The sequence below is a fragment of the Hymenobacter sp. genome, from assembly GCF_031398885.1.
GTDB lineage: Bacteria > Bacteroidota > Bacteroidia > Cytophagales > Hymenobacteraceae > Hymenobacter.
This window is the reverse complement of sequence record NZ_JANNOD010000014.1, coordinates 1-14,523: the sequence shown is the minus strand read 5'-3', so window position 1 is coordinate 14,523 and position 14,523 is coordinate 1. Positions and strand designations below refer to the sequence as shown.

Sequence of the window (14,523 nt, the reverse complement as noted above, 5' to 3'; positions counted from 1 at the left end):
CACCCGCGCCGCCGCAAGCGCCGCGCGGGGCCTGCATCCGCGATTACAGCGAGCTGATAAGCACCCTGCTGCCCTGCCCCGTCGTCCGGATGGCGGACATGGCCGAGCTGCGGCGCCGCGCGGACGAAATCAACCTGACGCACCCGCGTTTCCGCGAGGAGACGGCCCTGGTGGTGAGTCTCGAACAACGGCGCCGGCACCGGCTGCAGCGCAACGCGCTGCGCCTGGCGCAGCCGCACGCCGGGTCTTTCAGCGTGCACGCCTGATTCGCCATGCACAAGCTGATTTCACCCCCCATTTCCCTGACCGCCACCACCGGCAAGCGCGTGCGCGTGTCGGCCTTCGCGCCGGGCGCCATGCTCGTGCCGGTGGCCCGGCCGGAGGCCATCCTGGGCTACTGCTACAAGGCCGGCCACCTGACCGTGTACGTCCACGGCTCGATGCCGGCGGCCATGCGCACGGCGGCCGAGGAAGGCCGCACGGCCGAGGAAGTCCTGCTCGTGAACCCGCTGCCCGCCGGCATCCGGGAGATTGACCTCACCGACTGCCGCGGCGACTTCCGCCTGCTGCAGCCCGCCACCCGCCACGCCGCCTGAACCCATGCGCCACTTCGCCAAACTCTTTGACTTCGAAGCCCTCGGTCAGCTGCTCGTGCAGCGGGTCAACAGCGAGGATGAAGACGACGATGCCCCGTACCGGATAGAGCTGAAAACCCGCAATGAGCAGGGCGTGCAGCTGGTAATGGGGCTAGGCTTCGTGGAGGAGGAGTTGCGCGACGAGCAATACGCCGCCTTTGAGCCAAGGGCGGAAGAGCACTTTACAAAAATGCAAACGGCCCTGGCGGCCATGACCGATGAAAGCTGAAGACCTCCTCACCGTGGGCGTGGCCGACCAATGGTTCCGCGCCATCCTCTCCCGCGTCGAAGCGCTGGTGCCGGCCGGCGCGGCCCCCGGGGAGGTGGTCCTCTACAGCGTGGCCAAGCTGGCCGCCGCGGTCGACGTCGACGTGGCCACCGTCCGCCGCTGGATTAAAAGCGGCAAGACCGGCAAAACGGGCGGCGTCGTGAAGCTGCAGGCCTACTACTTCACCTGCGAGCCGCGCATTCCCTGGCCGGCCCTGCTGGCCTACGAGCGGGGCGAGCCCTTCGACCTGACCACCCTGCCGGCCCCGGTGCTGGCCGCCCCCGCCGCGGTCGAGCCGGCCGCCATGCCCCCCGAAGCCGTGCGAATGCGCCTGGCTTCCTAACCCCGCCTCATTTTTTCATTCACCAACCCCCTTCTCACAAGGCCATGTCCATCGAAACCCTTACTACAGACGAGTTTATGGAACTCAGTTTGGCCGACCACGCGGAGGCCATCATCCTTTACGAACGCGAAGTCGGCCGCCTTACGGACGAGGCCAAAAGCGCCGCGCACGGCACCCCCGGGGCCGACCGGCTCTTTGACAAAATGTGCTCCTATTTGACCATCCGCAAGGTCCACAAAGGGCGGATGGAGGAGATGCAGGAGGAGGTCGCGGCCGAGGCGAATGGTTCCAGCGTGCTTAACCCGTCCTGAGCATGCAGCCCCTCCGCCTCTACACCTCGGCCCAGGCCGACCCCAAGGTGATGAACCTCGCCCTGGACCTGACCCACCTCGGCCACCGGGTGCAGCTGCTGCCCCTCTCGCAGCTGCCCCGCCCCGACGCCCGCCGCCGCCAGCGCCTCGGCGTGGAGCGCCGCGTGCTCCGGTCCGCGCTCGCCCTCGCCGGGTGCTACCTAAGCCTCTACCGCGCCGGCACCTGGCAGCCCGACGCGGCGGCCGAAGACGCCCTGGCCGTCGACCAGGAAGCCCTGCAAGCCCGCCTGGCCGAGATTGACGGCGTGCTGGGCGCCGAGAAAGGAGGGCCGGACAATGGCTGAGCGCCTCCCCATCGAAGAACTCTCGCGCCAGCCCCTGGTGGTGGGCACGACGTGTTTCACGGACCCCAGCGGCAACGACGGGTTTAAGACCGAGCAGGTGCAGGCCAGCGCCCTGGTGCGCATCGCGGCCGCGCTGGAGTCGCAGACGGACCTGCTGCGCGGCGCCCGGGCCGGTTTCGACCTAAGCCAGCAGCAGGACGGCCGCAACCACGTGCACATGGTGCAGACCGACAACTCGTGCGTGGTGAGCATCCAGGTCTTGGGCAGCAGCCCGGCCATGGCCAAGCAGTTGGCCAAGGGCCTGGGCGACGTGCTGAAGGACTTGATTGATTTCGCCAACCAGGAGCTGCAGGAAGGAGGGCCGGACAATGGCTAAGCGCGCCGCTAACCGCATTTCGCCGCCCATTTCCCCGGCTCCAGTACTGGAAGCGGCGGCCGGCCAGCACGCCCTGCAGTACGTGCCGCTGGCCAGCATCGACGTGGTGCGCAACACCCGCCAGCATTATGACGAGCCGGCGATGCTCGAACTCATCCAGAGCATCCGGGCCCACGGGGTGATGCAAAGCGTCACGCTGCGCCCGCACCCGGAGGCGCCCGGCCGCTACCAGCTGGCGGCCGGCCACCGGCGCTTCTTCGCGGCCCAGCGGGCGGAGCTGACGGAAATCCCGGCCGGCATCCGCCCGCTCACCGACCGCCAGTTCCTGGAGGTGCAGCTGCTGGAGAACCTGCAGCGCGAAAAGGTGCACCCCGCCGACGAAGCGGTGGCCTTCGATGAACTGCTGACCAGCGGCCAGGGGTACACGGCCGAAGAAATCGGCCTGCTTGTCGGCAAGCCGCCGCGGTTTGTAGCGCAGCGGGCCCAGCTGGTGCAGCTGGTGCCCGCCTGGCAGGAAGCGCTGCGCGAAGGCCGGCTGCCGCTCGGCGGTGCCCACGCCCTGGCCCGGCTGGCGGCCGAGCACCAGGAGCAGGCGCAAACCCAGCTCAACCAGGGCTACCACGCCGACTGGGTGGAAATCGGCGGGGTCCGCAAGCGCACCTACGACACGGCCGGCGTGCGCCGGTGGGTGAAGGACTCGCTGAGCCGCAACCTGGCCACCGCGGCCTTTCCCAAGGACGACCCGGACTTGTTTCCCGTGGCCGGCGCGTGCACCACCTGCCCCAAGCGTACCGGCAACTGCCTGTACCTGTTCCAGGACATGGGCACCGACCGCTGCCTGGACGCAGGCTGCTTCGAAACCAAGCGGAATAATTTCCTGGAGCGGCAGCTCGCCCTCATTGAGCAAACGCTGGACGGCGGCCCGGTGCTGCGCATCACCGACGAGTGGGGCAACCGCCGGCCGGGCGTGCTCAACCGCTACGATTACCAGTTGGTGGCCGAGGAAACCGAAATCGCCCCCGAGGTGCTGGAGTCCGGCCGGTTCCGCCAGGCCATTGTCATGGACGGCCACCAAGCCGGGCAGCTCGTGCACGTGCTCGTGAAAGCGGAGCTGGCCCAAGCGGCCGACCCGGTGGGCGCCCGCCAGGCACAGGAGGCTGCCGAGAAGGAGAAGTCGCGGCAGGAAAAGGCCGCGACCGTTGCGAAGAATCGGCAGATGAACCGGGCCTACCAAAAGCTGCAGGAAGGCATTCAGGCCGTGCCGGCCCTTCGGGACGCGGTTTTGATCGAGGTGCTGGTGCAGCAGCTGGAGTACACGCTGACCAAGGCCAAGCGCCAGGTGCTGCAGCAGGTGTACAACTGGCCCGATGAGCTCTTTGGACAAGGCGGCAGCTACAGCACCGAGCGCAAACAGGCTATCGCCCGGCAAGTGGCCGCCATGCCAACCACGCAGCTCCTGCCCATGCTGCTGGACATGTGGCTCGTGGGCTGGCACACCTCCGAGTACGATTCTCACATCCCCAAGCTGGCGGCCGCCCAGGGCTGGACCCCCGAGCTGCTCGACGCAGAAGTGGCCGAAGCGAAGGCCCGCCGGCTGGCCGACAAGCCGATGGTGGAGATGAGCGAGGAGGAGCTGGATGCGAAGCTGGCTGCCACAGTTAAACGCCTGGACGCCCAGGCAGCCGGAAAGGGGGTGCCCGGTGCTTGAGCCCTATTTCACCCTTTACAAGCACGGTTTCGCCGACTACCGCTTCGAGCTGGTGGGCGCCGACAATGTGGTCAAGATGGAGTCGCACCTGAGCTACACGCGCCCCGCAGACGCTGCGCGGGCCTGCCGGCGCCTCCAGAAGCAATTGGGCCTGTCGCTGGGCGTGCACAACCCCTGGAAGGAGGTGGCCCGTGCCTAGCTGGCTCCTCATCCTGCTCACTTTCCTGGTCAACGGGCTGCTCGCCTTTTGCCTCCAGCGCTGGGCCTACCACCGCGGCTACGACGCCGGCATCGAAGACGCCCAGGTCTTCGGCCGCTACCTGGACGACATCCGGAAGGAGGCGCGCGATGGCTGAGCCGCTCGACCAGCTGCCCGAGATGCGCCGGGACTTGCGCAAGGTCAACCGGCTCATCGCCGAGCTGGAGGCCCAGCTGGAGCAGCAGCCCCAGGTGTTCCGCTTCGAGAACGAAGACAAGCTCCAGCAGTGCCTGGAGGCTTACCAATCCACCCGGGACCGCATCCAGGCCCGCATTGCCCTCACCGAAGAAACCGCCCGCTCCCGTGCCTGACTCCGCCCCCTGGCCCGCCATGTTCACCCCGGCCGGCGAGCTGCTGACCTGGCTTAACGCCCAGCGGCCCGCCGACGAGGCGGGCCGCAGGCGCCTGCTCACCCTGCGCTGGCTGGTGTTCGGTGAGCTGGAGCGCTCGGGGCCCGAGCCGGTGCCTAAATCCATCACCCACTTTGTCCCCGACGAACCCAGCGCGCAACTAAACATTCTCAATGACTTGACTTCTGGCCCATCCTGATGCGTGGTTTGTCCTGCCTATCGCGCACAAAATGAACTAGTTAAAAACTCCCCGTCGTGAGGCGAGGTACCCTGGGCGTTGGCTCCCCTCCGCCACCTCCCCCGGGGTACGCCGGCATCGAAGCCGGCCGGGGAGCTCCCCTTAATCTTATCTCCTCAATCCTATTTTCATGAATCGCCCCCCCCATACCCTGCTCACGGCCCTGCTCAAGCCCCGCATCAATTATGACAAAACCTATGCGCGGCTGTACCACTACTTCAATAACCCGGCGGGCATCCGGCCCGACGCGCTGCCGGCGCACCTGGCGGCCGCAATGGAGCCCAGCTACTCGTTTAAGCTGCCGCAGCTCAAGGGCAACGTGTATCATACCCTAAAGGAGATCGTGGCCATTTTTATGAAGGAGTGGCGCCAGGCCGACAGCGCCATCAACGTGGCCATCCGCACCACGCGCACCTCGCTGGCCAAGCGCTGCAGGAACCGGGACCCCAAAACGGCCTACCGGCACATCCTCACCCTCATCGAGCACGGCTTCCTGCGGGCCAAAGTGCAAATCAAGGGCGGGCTGCAGCTGCTGATTAACCCCGAATTGCTCGTGTTTGACGAGGTCAAGGGCGCAGCGACGGCCGTGGCCGCCCCCGCCCCGCGCCCCGCGCCAGCGGCCGCTTCCGGCGCTCTGGCGGGCCCTGGCGGGGGCCTAGCCACCCTGCTGGACATCGGCAACTTCCTCAGCCAAAAATTCACGCAAAACGCCCCGCGGCGTACTTAAAAAAGCCAAAGCGGGCATAAAAGATAGCTTTATAGTTCTGGACCTCCATAAATACTATGAAGCATAGGAACGTCGGTTTCCAGACGGATTTTCCACAGCCCAGGCGGGGATAAACCGCGGCCGGCTGAAAAAAAAAGAACGGGGGGCGGCCGAAAGTCGGTCCGCCCGGCACCCACCGCGCCGACCGCCGGCGTGGGTTGGGGCTGCTATTGCCAAATATTTTAAAAACCCGCCCTGTGCAGGCCTTCACTACCGCCACCGCGAAGCAGATTCCGCTCCTGGTGCTCTTGTCCCGGCTGGGGCACGAGCCCCTGGGGCAGGCGCGCGGGGGCAACCATTACTTTCTCTCGCCCTTCCGGGAAGAAAGCACCCCCAGCTTCGTGGTGTGCGAGCCCAAGAACAACTGGGTCGACTTCGGCGAGGCGCCCGAGCCCGGCAAAAAAGCCTACGGTGGCGACGTGCTCAAGCTGGTGATGCGCCTGACCGGGTTCGACCTGCGGGTGGCGCTGCAGGCCCTGGCCCAGTGGATGAGCGACCTGGTGTCGGCCGAGGGGTTGCCGCGCGCTGCCGGCCGCACGGTGGCCAGCGGGGCCATCACCTTCACCGACGTGCGCACTGAGCCCCTGACCTGGGCGCCGCTGGTGGCCTACCTCACCGGCCGTGGCATCGACTGGGGCCTGGTGCAGCGCAGCAGCCGCACGCTGGCCCACCTGCAGCAGGTGTTCTACCAGATTGACGGCAAGCCCCGCCCGAAGCCCTATTTCGCGGTTTCCTGGAAAACGAGCGGCGGGCTGGAGGTGCGCAACGCCCGCTTCCAGGGCTGCATCGGGGAGAAGGGCCTGACCTGGCTGCCGGGCCCGGAGCCGGGCGTGGTGGTGTTCGAGGGCTTCATGGACTACCTGAGCGCGCTCACCCACTGGAATAAGTCCTCCTTCAGCAGCACGGTTCTGATTCTCAATTCGGTGAATTTGCTGGGCCTGGCCCTGCCGCAGCTGCTGGAGCACGAGCAGGTGCACTGGTGCGGCGACAACGACGCCGCCGGCGAGCGCGCCCTGAACGTGCTGCGCCAGGCCATGCCGGGCAAGGTGAAGGCCCACAACGAGCTCTACCGGGGCTTCAAGGACTTCAACGACTTCCTCACCGGTACGCCGCCAACCAAGCCGCTGCCGGCGCGCCGGGCCGAGCCGAGCAAGCAGAGCCAGACCCAGCGGTACTGGCTGTGGGCGGTGTTCGACGAGCGCGCCCCGGGCACGCGCATCAAGGCCAACCGCAAGCGGGAGTGCACCTTCTACTCCTACACCAACGACGAGGACGGCCTGGAGCAGCTGCGCGTGCTGCGGAACCAGCTGGGCGACCAGCTCTGCTACTTCCGGCTGTGCGAGCGCACCCAGGGGCGAGAATTCAAGATTTTAGAATGGGCTGGCCGCTACCAGACGATGCCGGTCGACCCGGAATATGTGCCACCAGTTTTTGATGAATCCGAAGATGAGTAAGCTCCGTAACTACACCTCTGTGGTCCCCGCCGTCAAAAGCCAGGCGGCCATCGAGCAGCTGCTGGTGCAGGCCGGCGCCACCACCACCAGCAAGTTTTTCAACGAAGCCACCAAGCAATGTGAGGGCTTCTTTTTTCAAATCAAGTTAGGGGACGTGCCGCTGGCCTTTAAGCTGCCGGTGAACACGGACCTGGTGTACCAGCAGTTCGTGGCCACCACGCGCAACCTCGACGCCAGGAAGCGGGCGCAGCTGCGCGCGCAGGCGGAGCGCACGGCCTGGCGCACCCTGCACGAGTGGGCGCAGATTCAGCTGGACATGATTGCGCTCAGCCAAGTCGAGCTACTGCAGGTCCTGATGCCCTACCAGTACGACCAGGAGCGGCAGCAGACCTTCTTTGAGCGGGTGATGAATTCGGACCTTAAGCTGCTTCACTCGTGAGACTGGCGCACCTTGACCAATTCATCGAGCTCGAGCGCGGCGAGGCTGGCCTCCTGGCCAAGGCCCTGGACGTGCTCGTGCGCGACGTGACCCACGCCGAGCAGGCCGTTCCCTACCTGGAAGCCATCACCCTGCCGGCGCTGGCGACCTTGGCCACCAAACTGACGCGGCTGCATCAACGGGAACTGGCCGCGCCCCTGCGGCCCGGCAAGCGGCCCAAACCCCGCCGTTTTCGCGTGAGCTACGACCAGCTGGCCGTCCTGCTCTACTACCGACTCAGCCTGCCTCACTGCGAGCTCAGCCGCATCGAGCAACTGCAGCTGCGGGTGGTGATGGGAAAATTTCACCAGCAGTCGCTCAACCTGGCTCAATTCTTCAAATTCAAGTGACCGCCCCGCGCTCCTGCATTAAGACGAGGGCCGGGCCCGCGCCGCTGGGCCAGCCAGTGGTTGTTCCGGTCCGGTTCTTCGCCGTTTTCAGCCAGTTACGATTGCTTCGGCGGGGCTTTTGGCCGGTCCTTTGCAGCGTTTGTGTAATCTTCTAAGTTTGATTCATATTATTTTACGCCTTACCCCCGTGGATAGCTCAACGCTTTCGATTCCCGTACAGCCGCACGTTCTAAAATACCTCCACAAACACCTCGGAAAGGCCTATTTTCTTTCCGAAAGCGACCACTTCGGGTTGCTGCTTTTCCAGCTGCTCCGCCGCCCGGTGCGCGACGCGCGGCGCGACGAAATCATCAAGAAATTCGACAAGCGCTTCGTGGTGCATTTCGGGCTCTACAACCCGCGCAAGTTCGGCCTCAAGCCGATGACGGGCAAGACCATCTACCAGTTCAACAAGTTCGGCAAGGAGCTGCTCTTCGCCGAGCTGCACGCCCACGTGGAGCTAATCACCGACCTGGGCTCGTCGGCGACCCACGCCATCGAAACGTTCATGCTCAAGTACGACCTGCAGGAAGAGGACGTGCCGGCCGACACGCTGGCCCGTTCCTGGAAGCGCTACGCGGCCGAGGCCAAGACGGCCCGCAAGCGGGCGCGCCACCTGAGCGGCGCCGCCCAGCTCAAGCAGCTGACCAAGGACCTGCGGGCCCTGCCCCGGCCCGGGTTCGCCGCGCCGGGGTTCGGCGCCCCGGTCCTGCCGCAGGCGGCACTCTAGCAGTTGTCCCTTTTGCTCCAGCAATTGTCCCTAAAAATTTACCGATTGTCCCTTGGCTTTTCTCTCCTCCAACGCGCTGCTGCCCCCGCCCACGCTCGCCCCGATTGAGCAGCTGCCCAACCCGGACCTGGCCGGCTACCTCAACCTCTACTACCTGCCGGTGGAGGACCTGCTGCGCGACCCGGTGGTGGTGGGCGGCGCCGTCGTGGGCGACCTGGCCCTGCGGCCCGGCGCCGGCTGGGTGGAGCTCAAGCTCACCCAGCAGACCCTGAAGGTGGCCGAGGTGCCCAAGCAGGGGCGCAGCGGCACCACCTACCAGGTGAAGGTGACCGGCCAGCGGCCGCAGCCCACCGCCGGCGTGCTCGGCGGCCTCGAGGCGCTCGACCGCCGGCACCTGCTGCTGCTCGTGCGCCAGGCCAACGGCCAGCTGCGCCTGCTCGGCACGCGCCAGGCCTACCTGCGGCTGCTGGCCGGCACGGAGGGCGCGGGCGTGGCCACCCGCGCCGGCATCGACGTGCAGCTGCTGGGCGAGACGCCCGAGCGCGGGCCCTACTACGGCGGGGCCTTCGCGCCGCCCGGCGTGGCAGGGCCGGTGCCCGGCACGGCCGTGCGCGTGCTCGACCGCCGGGGCAACGTCATGGCCCTGGTGCCGGCGGGCAAGGACCTGGTCATCAGCAGCGGCTTCCGGGTCGCGTTAACCATTCAATAGCATTCAACAAGCCATGGCCGCCAACCCCACGCCGCTGCCCGACACGGCCGTCGCCCAACTCAACATCCCCGATTTCGTTGCCAAGTGGGACCTGCGCTTCGCCGACAACACCTTCCAGGACATCCGGGAGGGCGACTTCCGCGAGTTTAAGAACGACCTGGTTAAGGTGTTTGCCAACTGGAAGGAGCTGACCACCCGCCGCGTGAAGGGCAGTACGTACCCGGTGCCGTTCACCGACTCGCTGGGCACCATCCCGGCCCTCTACCTGGTGGCGGGCATGAACGCCGTGGCCGTGAACGGCACCGACGCCGCCTCGGCCGCCGCCGGGGCCGTGGCGCCCTCCATCACCTACCAGCTCATCCGCGACTCCCGCGGCCCGGTGAGCGCGCTGACCGACGTGGCGCCCACCACCACGACCCGCACGCCCACGCGCTGGGTGCAGGTGAGCGGGAGCGAGGCGGAGAAAACGGCCTCGTTTCCGGTGCTGGTGCTGGAAGACTTTCCCTACCGGGCCGGCGACGTGGTGCAGTTCACCTTTGCCGGCGGCGAGACGCGCCTCTTCGAGTGGCGGGCCGACAGCGTGGGCTTTCAGCACCCGGAACCAACCGGGGCGGACGACGACCCGGTTTACAAGCCCTTCTCGCCCTTGGCCAGCGCGGCCCTCTACGACGACACCCAGCTCCGGGCCCAGGTACAGGCCGTCGCTCAGCAGCTCAACGGCAAGGCCGGCCTGAACTCGCCGGCTTTTTCGGGCGCGCCCACCGCGCCCACCGCCCCGGCCACGGCCGGCAAGTTTCAGCTGGCCAACCTGGACGCGGTGCGCAAGGCCTTTGCCGACACGAGCCCCATCGTCACCCGCAGCGCCGCCGGCATCACGGGCAACACGGCCGCCACGCTGGAGGCGGCCACCAACCTGATTGACGTCGGCGGCACGGTCTACTTGAATCGCCCGCAAAAATCGGATTACTTTTTCCTCGGCGGCAAGACCATCGACTGCAACCACTACCCGCTTGATTTACAAGACCAGGACCTGAATGCCTTCGATGGGGCGGTGATAAAGAACAACCGGCTGCTGCTGCGCTGCCGGCTGTTTTGCCGGCCGAGCGTCAATTCGGTCATCCGGGTGCAAGGCGGCATTTTTAACGGCCAAATCTTCTTTTTTGAGCAAACCGCAACCGTCGTATTTGACGGCTGTGACGTGGTAAACTTCGGGGTGGGTGTCGGCTCGGGCGGGTTTTGCAGCACCCCGGGCGGCAAGATTATCCTGCGCAACGGGTCACGGCTCTTGCACCCGGCCGACCCGTCAACGGTGGTGGAAGTGGAGCCGGTGGTCCCGGGGGCCGGGGGCTTTGAAGCCATTGCCGAAAACCAATACGGTACGCATCCGCCCTTTTCTACCTCAAGCGCTCTGTACGCCTACCTGCTCGACCGCACCCCGCCGAGCAACGCCGCCTCGGCGCTGGTGCCCATCACGAAGTACAACGCCAACGCCGGCACCCTTGCGGCGGGAAACGGCCACCTTGCTTTTTCGCAGTTTTCCTACGCTTCCCTTCAGCACAACGGCACCAGTGCCAAAATTGGCGTTTGGTCCAACCTGCCCAACAACCCAACAGGGAGCACGGACGCTCAATTTGCTCCCAATAACGACACCAATCGCAGCCCCGTCGGCATCGGTATCGTGGACGACGGCGCGCCGGTGACCATGCCCAACGGCACGCAAATCGCCTCGGTGACGGGCATTGCGGCCGACACCGAGGCGGGCTCCATTCAGTACATCACCGTTCCGTTGCCAGGCACGGGCACCCGGGTGACGGATTTCTACAACTCCTACGTGCAAAATTACGGGTCGACGGGTGTGCTGTGGGGCGCTTGCGTGGTGAGCGTTGAGATTTTCGGCACGGCTATCACCGCCGTTGAGCTCACCAACATCACAGACGGCCCAACCGTTGTCGTTGCCGAGAGCGACTCAACCGGCGGCGGCATCCAATCTGACGCACCGTATTTGACGGGTCACATCGGCAAAATGAAACCCCTGCGGCCCTCCTACACCTTCAAGCTGGTTGGCGCGGGCGGCGCCTACGTCAGCAACCGATACGACACGGCCGCAAAGCGCAGCTTGCGAGCTGACGAGGCCGTTGCTTGCTGGGGCAACACCAGCAACCCCGTGTATTTGTTCGGTACTGACGGCATCAACGACTGGGCTACCCGTCAGGCAACCGGCGCGCAGATGGGTGCAATGGTCGGCCTGTTCTTTGACGAGCTCAAATCCCGCAAGCCCAACGTGAAGATATTGCTTGTGTCGCCCTACCTGACCACGATTGAGGCCGGCAACGACAAGCTGGAGAGCGCGCCAAGCATGCGCGCGGGCATAGAAAGCGCGCGTAACGGCCGGGATTCCTTTGTTTGGTACCTGGATGGTTCAACCCTGACCAACGAACTATACGACCCGGTTCACCCAAGCACCCTTGGGTACGCGCAATCGGCGCCAAAAATCAGCGCGGGCTTCAACTTTTCAACTGGTGCAGCGGGCGATTCCGTACCGGGCGCCGCGCTGCTTTTCCCAAACAACACCGGCACGCTGGTGTACGCAAACGAGTTGTTAACCACCAGCGCGAACGACGCAATCGGAGACGACACGGGCTACAAAGAAAGCGGCGTGGCCAACTGGAAGCGTCCGGCCGGGGCAGAGGCGTACGTGATGATGCAAAACACAGTCACTGGCGCGGGCAACGCCGTGCTTGGCTGGAACACCAGTAAAGAGGCCACCACCACCGCCCGCTTATTGCCCGTTGGCATGTTCCTGGACCCTGGCACGGGCGACGTATACGTAAAAGACACGGGGGTTGACCAGGACGGCAACACGCCGGGAATCCAACTTTACGGACGTAAAATCATGGCCCTGCCGATTGGGCATTGGCTCCGCATCCGAATCATAAGCGACGGAAGTGCTTTTCTGGAACAAAGCGAAGACAAGTTGGCGTGGGCAATTGCTTATCAGTTTGGCCAGGCATTCGCGGGCGACGCCTTCCCGACAGCCGTCCTGTTTTGCAACGCCACGGCCAAGATGTACAAGCCGCAGCTTGGGACCGGACTTGTCGCCGCTTAACCAACTGCCATGGGCTGCCAGAACGTAACCTTGCCCATCCCGTCAATTACGTGGCGGTGAAGTCGTAAGGGGGTGTTTCTTGCGCCAAAAAAGCCGTGAATTGCATCGGTCAGGGCTTTTCCCATTAGTTTCGGTGCTAATTACAGGTCTATGTATTCTATCAGCCGCCGGGCATTCCTCGCTTCCCTTCCCTTTATCCTGGTCATGTGCCGCTGCAAAAAAGTGGGGCCCAGACCCGCCGCGGCCGCCCAACCCATCGGCAAGTTTATTGACGAAACCTTCAGCAGCCTGACGAACTGGAGCCAGGAGCGCAAAGGCGATTTCGGCCACACCCTTACCCACACGCAGTACGGCAAAAGCACGCTGCGCAATTATACGGTGGCCCTGGAATTCGACGTGAAAAGCACCGTTGGCGGGGTCGCCGTGGGCGTGCAAAGCCAGCGGAACCCGGACCAAAAATGCTCAACCTACGCGTATTGGGACCTCACCGCCGGTCGGCTCAAAATTGTCGGACTCGACGAGGCGGGCAAGATTGGCGTGGTGGCCGCCAGCGCACCGGCCCCGGCCCGGCTGGGGGCCTTTGCCCTGCTCCTGCACATGGTGGAGGGAACGGTGGAAGCTGTACTGCAGCAATCCGGCCGCGTCATAAGCTGCGTTTCCTTTGAGTACGATTTTACCACGCCCTACGCAGTAGTAGCGGGGGCAAAAGGGTTTGTCCGCCCCAATATATTCCTTTACTCGGCTGCCCTGACCAGTCCTGCTGCGGCGCAGCTGCGCCGCTTTACGGCATCAACAACCGAGTACAGCAACCCGGAAATTCTCTTTGTGGGGGATTCCATCACGGCCGGGTACTACGCTGGGCAGCCCACGCAGATACCCGCCTACCTGCTGCGCGCTCACACCAAGAAGCGCATTCAGGTGATGGCTGGCGGCTACGACACGACCCGGGACGTGGTGGATAATCTGCCGGAAATTATCCGCATCGCGCCACGTTTCGCTTTTCTGCAAATAGGCACCAACGATGGAGCGCGCACCTCCGATTCGTCCACGCTACCCCTGGTCAGGCAGTTTGTTGACACCTTGCAGGGCGCTGGCACCCAGGTGCTGCTTCTGCCCACGCCAGACGGAGGCGACCCGGGCCAGCGGGGCACGTACAACCACGCCCTGGCCAGCCAGTACGAAGGCTTCGTGGATACGTGGACCGCTGGGTGGTCGCAGATGACGGTGGCCAACGGGAAAATGGTGGACATCGCGCATCCAACGCGGCTCGGTAACCAGCAAATAGCCGAGCTACTTCGAAAAAGCTGCCCGCAGTTGTTTTCTTAGCATGAGCCCCGCCTCACCAGGCGGGGCTTTTTCGTGTCCTTTTTATGCGTTCCGGGCGCCGGCAGCTTTGTAGGGAATTCTGCCCTGCCCGATGCGCGTCAACCACCTGCTATCCGCTATTTTAAAAGGCCCGTTCGCGGTCGAGCACCAAACCGTGATGGGGTACTTGCCCCGCGTGGCGCAGCTGCTCAACGGCGAGGGCCTGGCGGCCGACGCAACGCCCACTGCGCGGCCGGAGGCCGCGGTGCTCCTGGCCACGCTCAACCCCGAAGGGGTGGGCAAGCTGAACCTGACGGCGGCCAGCCCGCCGGTGGCCGTGCGCAGCCGCCGCAAAAGCTACGACGACGCCCAGCCGGGCTCCGTGGCCGTGGTGCAAATCAAGGGCGTGATGATGAAGGCCGACCAGTGGGGCCTGTGCGAGGACACGGCCGGCACGGCCAGCCTCGGCCGCCAGCTGCAGGAGGCCGACGCCCACGAAAACATTGCCGCCATCCTGCTCGACATCGACTCCGGCGGCGGCGCCGTGGACGGCATGATTGAGTTCAATTCCATCATCGCGGGCCTCAAGAAGCCCGTCGTGGCGTATTCCGATGGCATGATTGCCTCGGCCGCCTACTCGGCCGCCTCCGGCACGGACCTCATCGTGCTCAACAACGTGAGCTGCTCGGTGGGCAGCGTGGGCGTGATGGCCTCGCTCGTCGACTACCAGCCCGTGCTCGAGAAGATGGGCGTC

Annotated in this window: 21 protein-coding genes; all 21 read left to right on the top strand. The window is 65.1% G+C overall.

Annotation, left to right across the window (positions count from 1 at the left end; all coding sequences use genetic code 11):
- The coding region (locus RMO51_RS01860) for a hypothetical protein (protein ID WP_310391485.1) at nucleotides 1-266 on the top strand (266 nt) is incomplete at its 5' end.
- Between the two features lie 6 nt (nucleotides 267-272).
- Nucleotides 273-596 carry a hypothetical protein gene (locus RMO51_RS01855; protein WP_310391483.1) on the top strand — a complete coding sequence of 108 codons (324 nt, stop codon included), beginning with the start codon at nucleotides 273-275 and terminating at the stop codon, nucleotides 594-596.
- Between the two features lie 4 nt (nucleotides 597-600).
- Nucleotides 601-864, top strand: a complete 264-nt coding sequence (locus RMO51_RS01850) for a hypothetical protein (protein WP_310391482.1) — start codon at nucleotides 601-603, stop codon at nucleotides 862-864.
- Nucleotides 854-1,246, top strand: a complete 393-nt coding sequence (locus tag RMO51_RS01845) for a hypothetical protein (protein WP_310391481.1) — start codon at nucleotides 854-856, stop codon at nucleotides 1,244-1,246. Before RMO51_RS01850 ends, RMO51_RS01845 begins: the two co-directional genes overlap by 11 nt.
- Nucleotides 1,247-1,290: 44 nt before the next feature.
- A complete protein-coding gene (locus tag RMO51_RS01840; RefSeq protein WP_310391479.1) occupies nucleotides 1,291-1,557 on the top strand; it encodes a hypothetical protein in 267 nt (88 codons plus the stop codon).
- Between the two features lie 2 nt (nucleotides 1,558-1,559).
- Complete coding sequence (locus tag RMO51_RS01835) at nucleotides 1,560-1,901, top strand: hypothetical protein (protein WP_310391478.1); 342 nt, start codon at nucleotides 1,560-1,562, stop codon at nucleotides 1,899-1,901.
- Nucleotides 1,894-2,277 (top strand): hypothetical protein, encoded by a 384-nt coding sequence (locus RMO51_RS01830; protein ID WP_310391477.1) that lies wholly within the window; start codon nucleotides 1,894-1,896, stop codon nucleotides 2,275-2,277. The genes RMO51_RS01835 and RMO51_RS01830 overlap by 8 nt, the downstream gene beginning before the upstream one ends.
- Nucleotides 2,270-3,985 (top strand): ParB/RepB/Spo0J family partition protein, encoded by a 1,716-nt coding sequence (locus tag RMO51_RS01825; RefSeq protein WP_310391476.1) that lies wholly within the window; start codon nucleotides 2,270-2,272, stop codon nucleotides 3,983-3,985. The genes RMO51_RS01830 and RMO51_RS01825 overlap by 8 nt, the downstream gene beginning before the upstream one ends.
- On the top strand, nucleotides 3,978-4,184 hold the full coding sequence (locus RMO51_RS01820) for a hypothetical protein (RefSeq protein ID WP_310391475.1): 207 nt from the start codon (nucleotides 3,978-3,980) through the stop codon (nucleotides 4,182-4,184). The genes RMO51_RS01825 and RMO51_RS01820 overlap by 8 nt, the downstream gene beginning before the upstream one ends.
- Nucleotides 4,177-4,341, top strand: a complete 165-nt coding sequence (locus tag RMO51_RS01815; RefSeq protein WP_310391474.1) for a hypothetical protein — start codon at nucleotides 4,177-4,179, stop codon at nucleotides 4,339-4,341. The genes RMO51_RS01820 and RMO51_RS01815 overlap by 8 nt, the downstream gene beginning before the upstream one ends.
- Nucleotides 4,334-4,555 carry a hypothetical protein gene (locus tag RMO51_RS01810; RefSeq protein WP_310391473.1) on the top strand — a complete coding sequence of 74 codons (222 nt, stop codon included), beginning with the start codon at nucleotides 4,334-4,336 and terminating at the stop codon, nucleotides 4,553-4,555. Before RMO51_RS01815 ends, RMO51_RS01810 begins: the two co-directional genes overlap by 8 nt.
- On the top strand, nucleotides 4,548-4,793 hold the full coding sequence (locus RMO51_RS01805) for a hypothetical protein (protein ID WP_310391472.1): 246 nt from the start codon (nucleotides 4,548-4,550) through the stop codon (nucleotides 4,791-4,793). The genes RMO51_RS01810 and RMO51_RS01805 overlap by 8 nt, the downstream gene beginning before the upstream one ends.
- A gap of 169 nt (nucleotides 4,794-4,962) precedes the next feature.
- Complete coding sequence (locus RMO51_RS01800; RefSeq protein WP_310391471.1) at nucleotides 4,963-5,559, top strand: hypothetical protein; 597 nt, start codon at nucleotides 4,963-4,965, stop codon at nucleotides 5,557-5,559.
- Nucleotides 5,560-5,795: 236 nt separating this feature from the next.
- Entirely contained in the window at nucleotides 5,796-7,052 is a 1,257-nt protein-coding gene (locus RMO51_RS01795; RefSeq protein ID WP_310391470.1) for a toprim domain-containing protein, read from the top strand.
- Nucleotides 7,045-7,491 carry a hypothetical protein gene (locus RMO51_RS01790; RefSeq protein WP_310391469.1) on the top strand — a complete coding sequence of 149 codons (447 nt, stop codon included), beginning with the start codon at nucleotides 7,045-7,047 and terminating at the stop codon, nucleotides 7,489-7,491. Before RMO51_RS01795 ends, RMO51_RS01790 begins: the two co-directional genes overlap by 8 nt.
- Entirely contained in the window at nucleotides 7,488-7,880 is a 393-nt protein-coding gene (locus RMO51_RS01785; RefSeq protein WP_310391468.1) for a hypothetical protein, read from the top strand. The genes RMO51_RS01790 and RMO51_RS01785 overlap by 4 nt, the downstream gene beginning before the upstream one ends.
- A 292-nt stretch (nucleotides 7,881-8,172) precedes the next feature.
- On the top strand, nucleotides 8,173-8,649 hold the full coding sequence (locus RMO51_RS01780) for a hypothetical protein (RefSeq protein ID WP_310391466.1): 477 nt from the start codon (nucleotides 8,173-8,175) through the stop codon (nucleotides 8,647-8,649).
- 52 nt (nucleotides 8,650-8,701) lie between these two features.
- Entirely contained in the window at nucleotides 8,702-9,358 is a 657-nt protein-coding gene (locus RMO51_RS01775) for a hypothetical protein (RefSeq protein WP_310391465.1), read from the top strand.
- 13 nt (nucleotides 9,359-9,371) lie between these two features.
- Nucleotides 9,372-12,464: a hypothetical protein gene (locus RMO51_RS01770; protein WP_310391463.1), complete on the top strand. Its 3,093-nt coding sequence runs from the start codon at nucleotides 9,372-9,374 to the stop codon at nucleotides 12,462-12,464.
- Nucleotides 12,465-12,668: 204 nt separating this feature from the next.
- On the top strand, nucleotides 12,669-13,790 hold the full coding sequence (locus RMO51_RS01765; RefSeq protein ID WP_310391462.1) for an SGNH/GDSL hydrolase family protein: 1,122 nt from the start codon (nucleotides 12,669-12,671) through the stop codon (nucleotides 13,788-13,790).
- A gap of 91 nt (nucleotides 13,791-13,881) precedes the next feature.
- Nucleotides 13,882-14,523 (top strand): S49 family peptidase (locus RMO51_RS01760; RefSeq protein WP_310391460.1); only part of this gene is annotated, 642 nt, incomplete at its 3' end.

Bases quoted from the DNA above. Each gene is read 5' to 3' on its own strand.
- RMO51_RS01855 (WP_310391483.1), top strand. From the start codon at position 273: ATGCACAAGCTGATTTCACCCCCCATTTCCCTGACCGCCACCACCGGC.
- RMO51_RS01850 (WP_310391482.1), top strand. From the start codon at position 601: ATGCGCCACTTCGCCAAACTCTTTGACTTCGAAGCCCTCGGTCAGCTG.
- RMO51_RS01845 (WP_310391481.1), top strand. From the start codon at position 854: ATGAAAGCTGAAGACCTCCTCACCGTGGGCGTGGCCGACCAATGGTTC.
- RMO51_RS01840 (WP_310391479.1), top strand. From the start codon at position 1,291: ATGTCCATCGAAACCCTTACTACAGACGAGTTTATGGAACTCAGTTTG.
- RMO51_RS01835 (WP_310391478.1), top strand. From the start codon at position 1,560: ATGCAGCCCCTCCGCCTCTACACCTCGGCCCAGGCCGACCCCAAGGTG.
- RMO51_RS01830 (WP_310391477.1), top strand. From the start codon at position 1,894: ATGGCTGAGCGCCTCCCCATCGAAGAACTCTCGCGCCAGCCCCTGGTG.
- RMO51_RS01825 (WP_310391476.1), top strand. From the start codon at position 2,270: ATGGCTAAGCGCGCCGCTAACCGCATTTCGCCGCCCATTTCCCCGGCT.
- RMO51_RS01810 (WP_310391473.1), top strand. From the start codon at position 4,334: ATGGCTGAGCCGCTCGACCAGCTGCCCGAGATGCGCCGGGACTTGCGC.
- RMO51_RS01800 (WP_310391471.1), top strand. From the start codon at position 4,963: ATGAATCGCCCCCCCCATACCCTGCTCACGGCCCTGCTCAAGCCCCGC.
- RMO51_RS01790 (WP_310391469.1), top strand. From the start codon at position 7,045: ATGAGTAAGCTCCGTAACTACACCTCTGTGGTCCCCGCCGTCAAAAGC.
- RMO51_RS01770 (WP_310391463.1), top strand. From the start codon at position 9,372: ATGGCCGCCAACCCCACGCCGCTGCCCGACACGGCCGTCGCCCAACTC.
- RMO51_RS01765 (WP_310391462.1), top strand. From the start codon at position 12,669: ATGTGCCGCTGCAAAAAAGTGGGGCCCAGACCCGCCGCGGCCGCCCAA.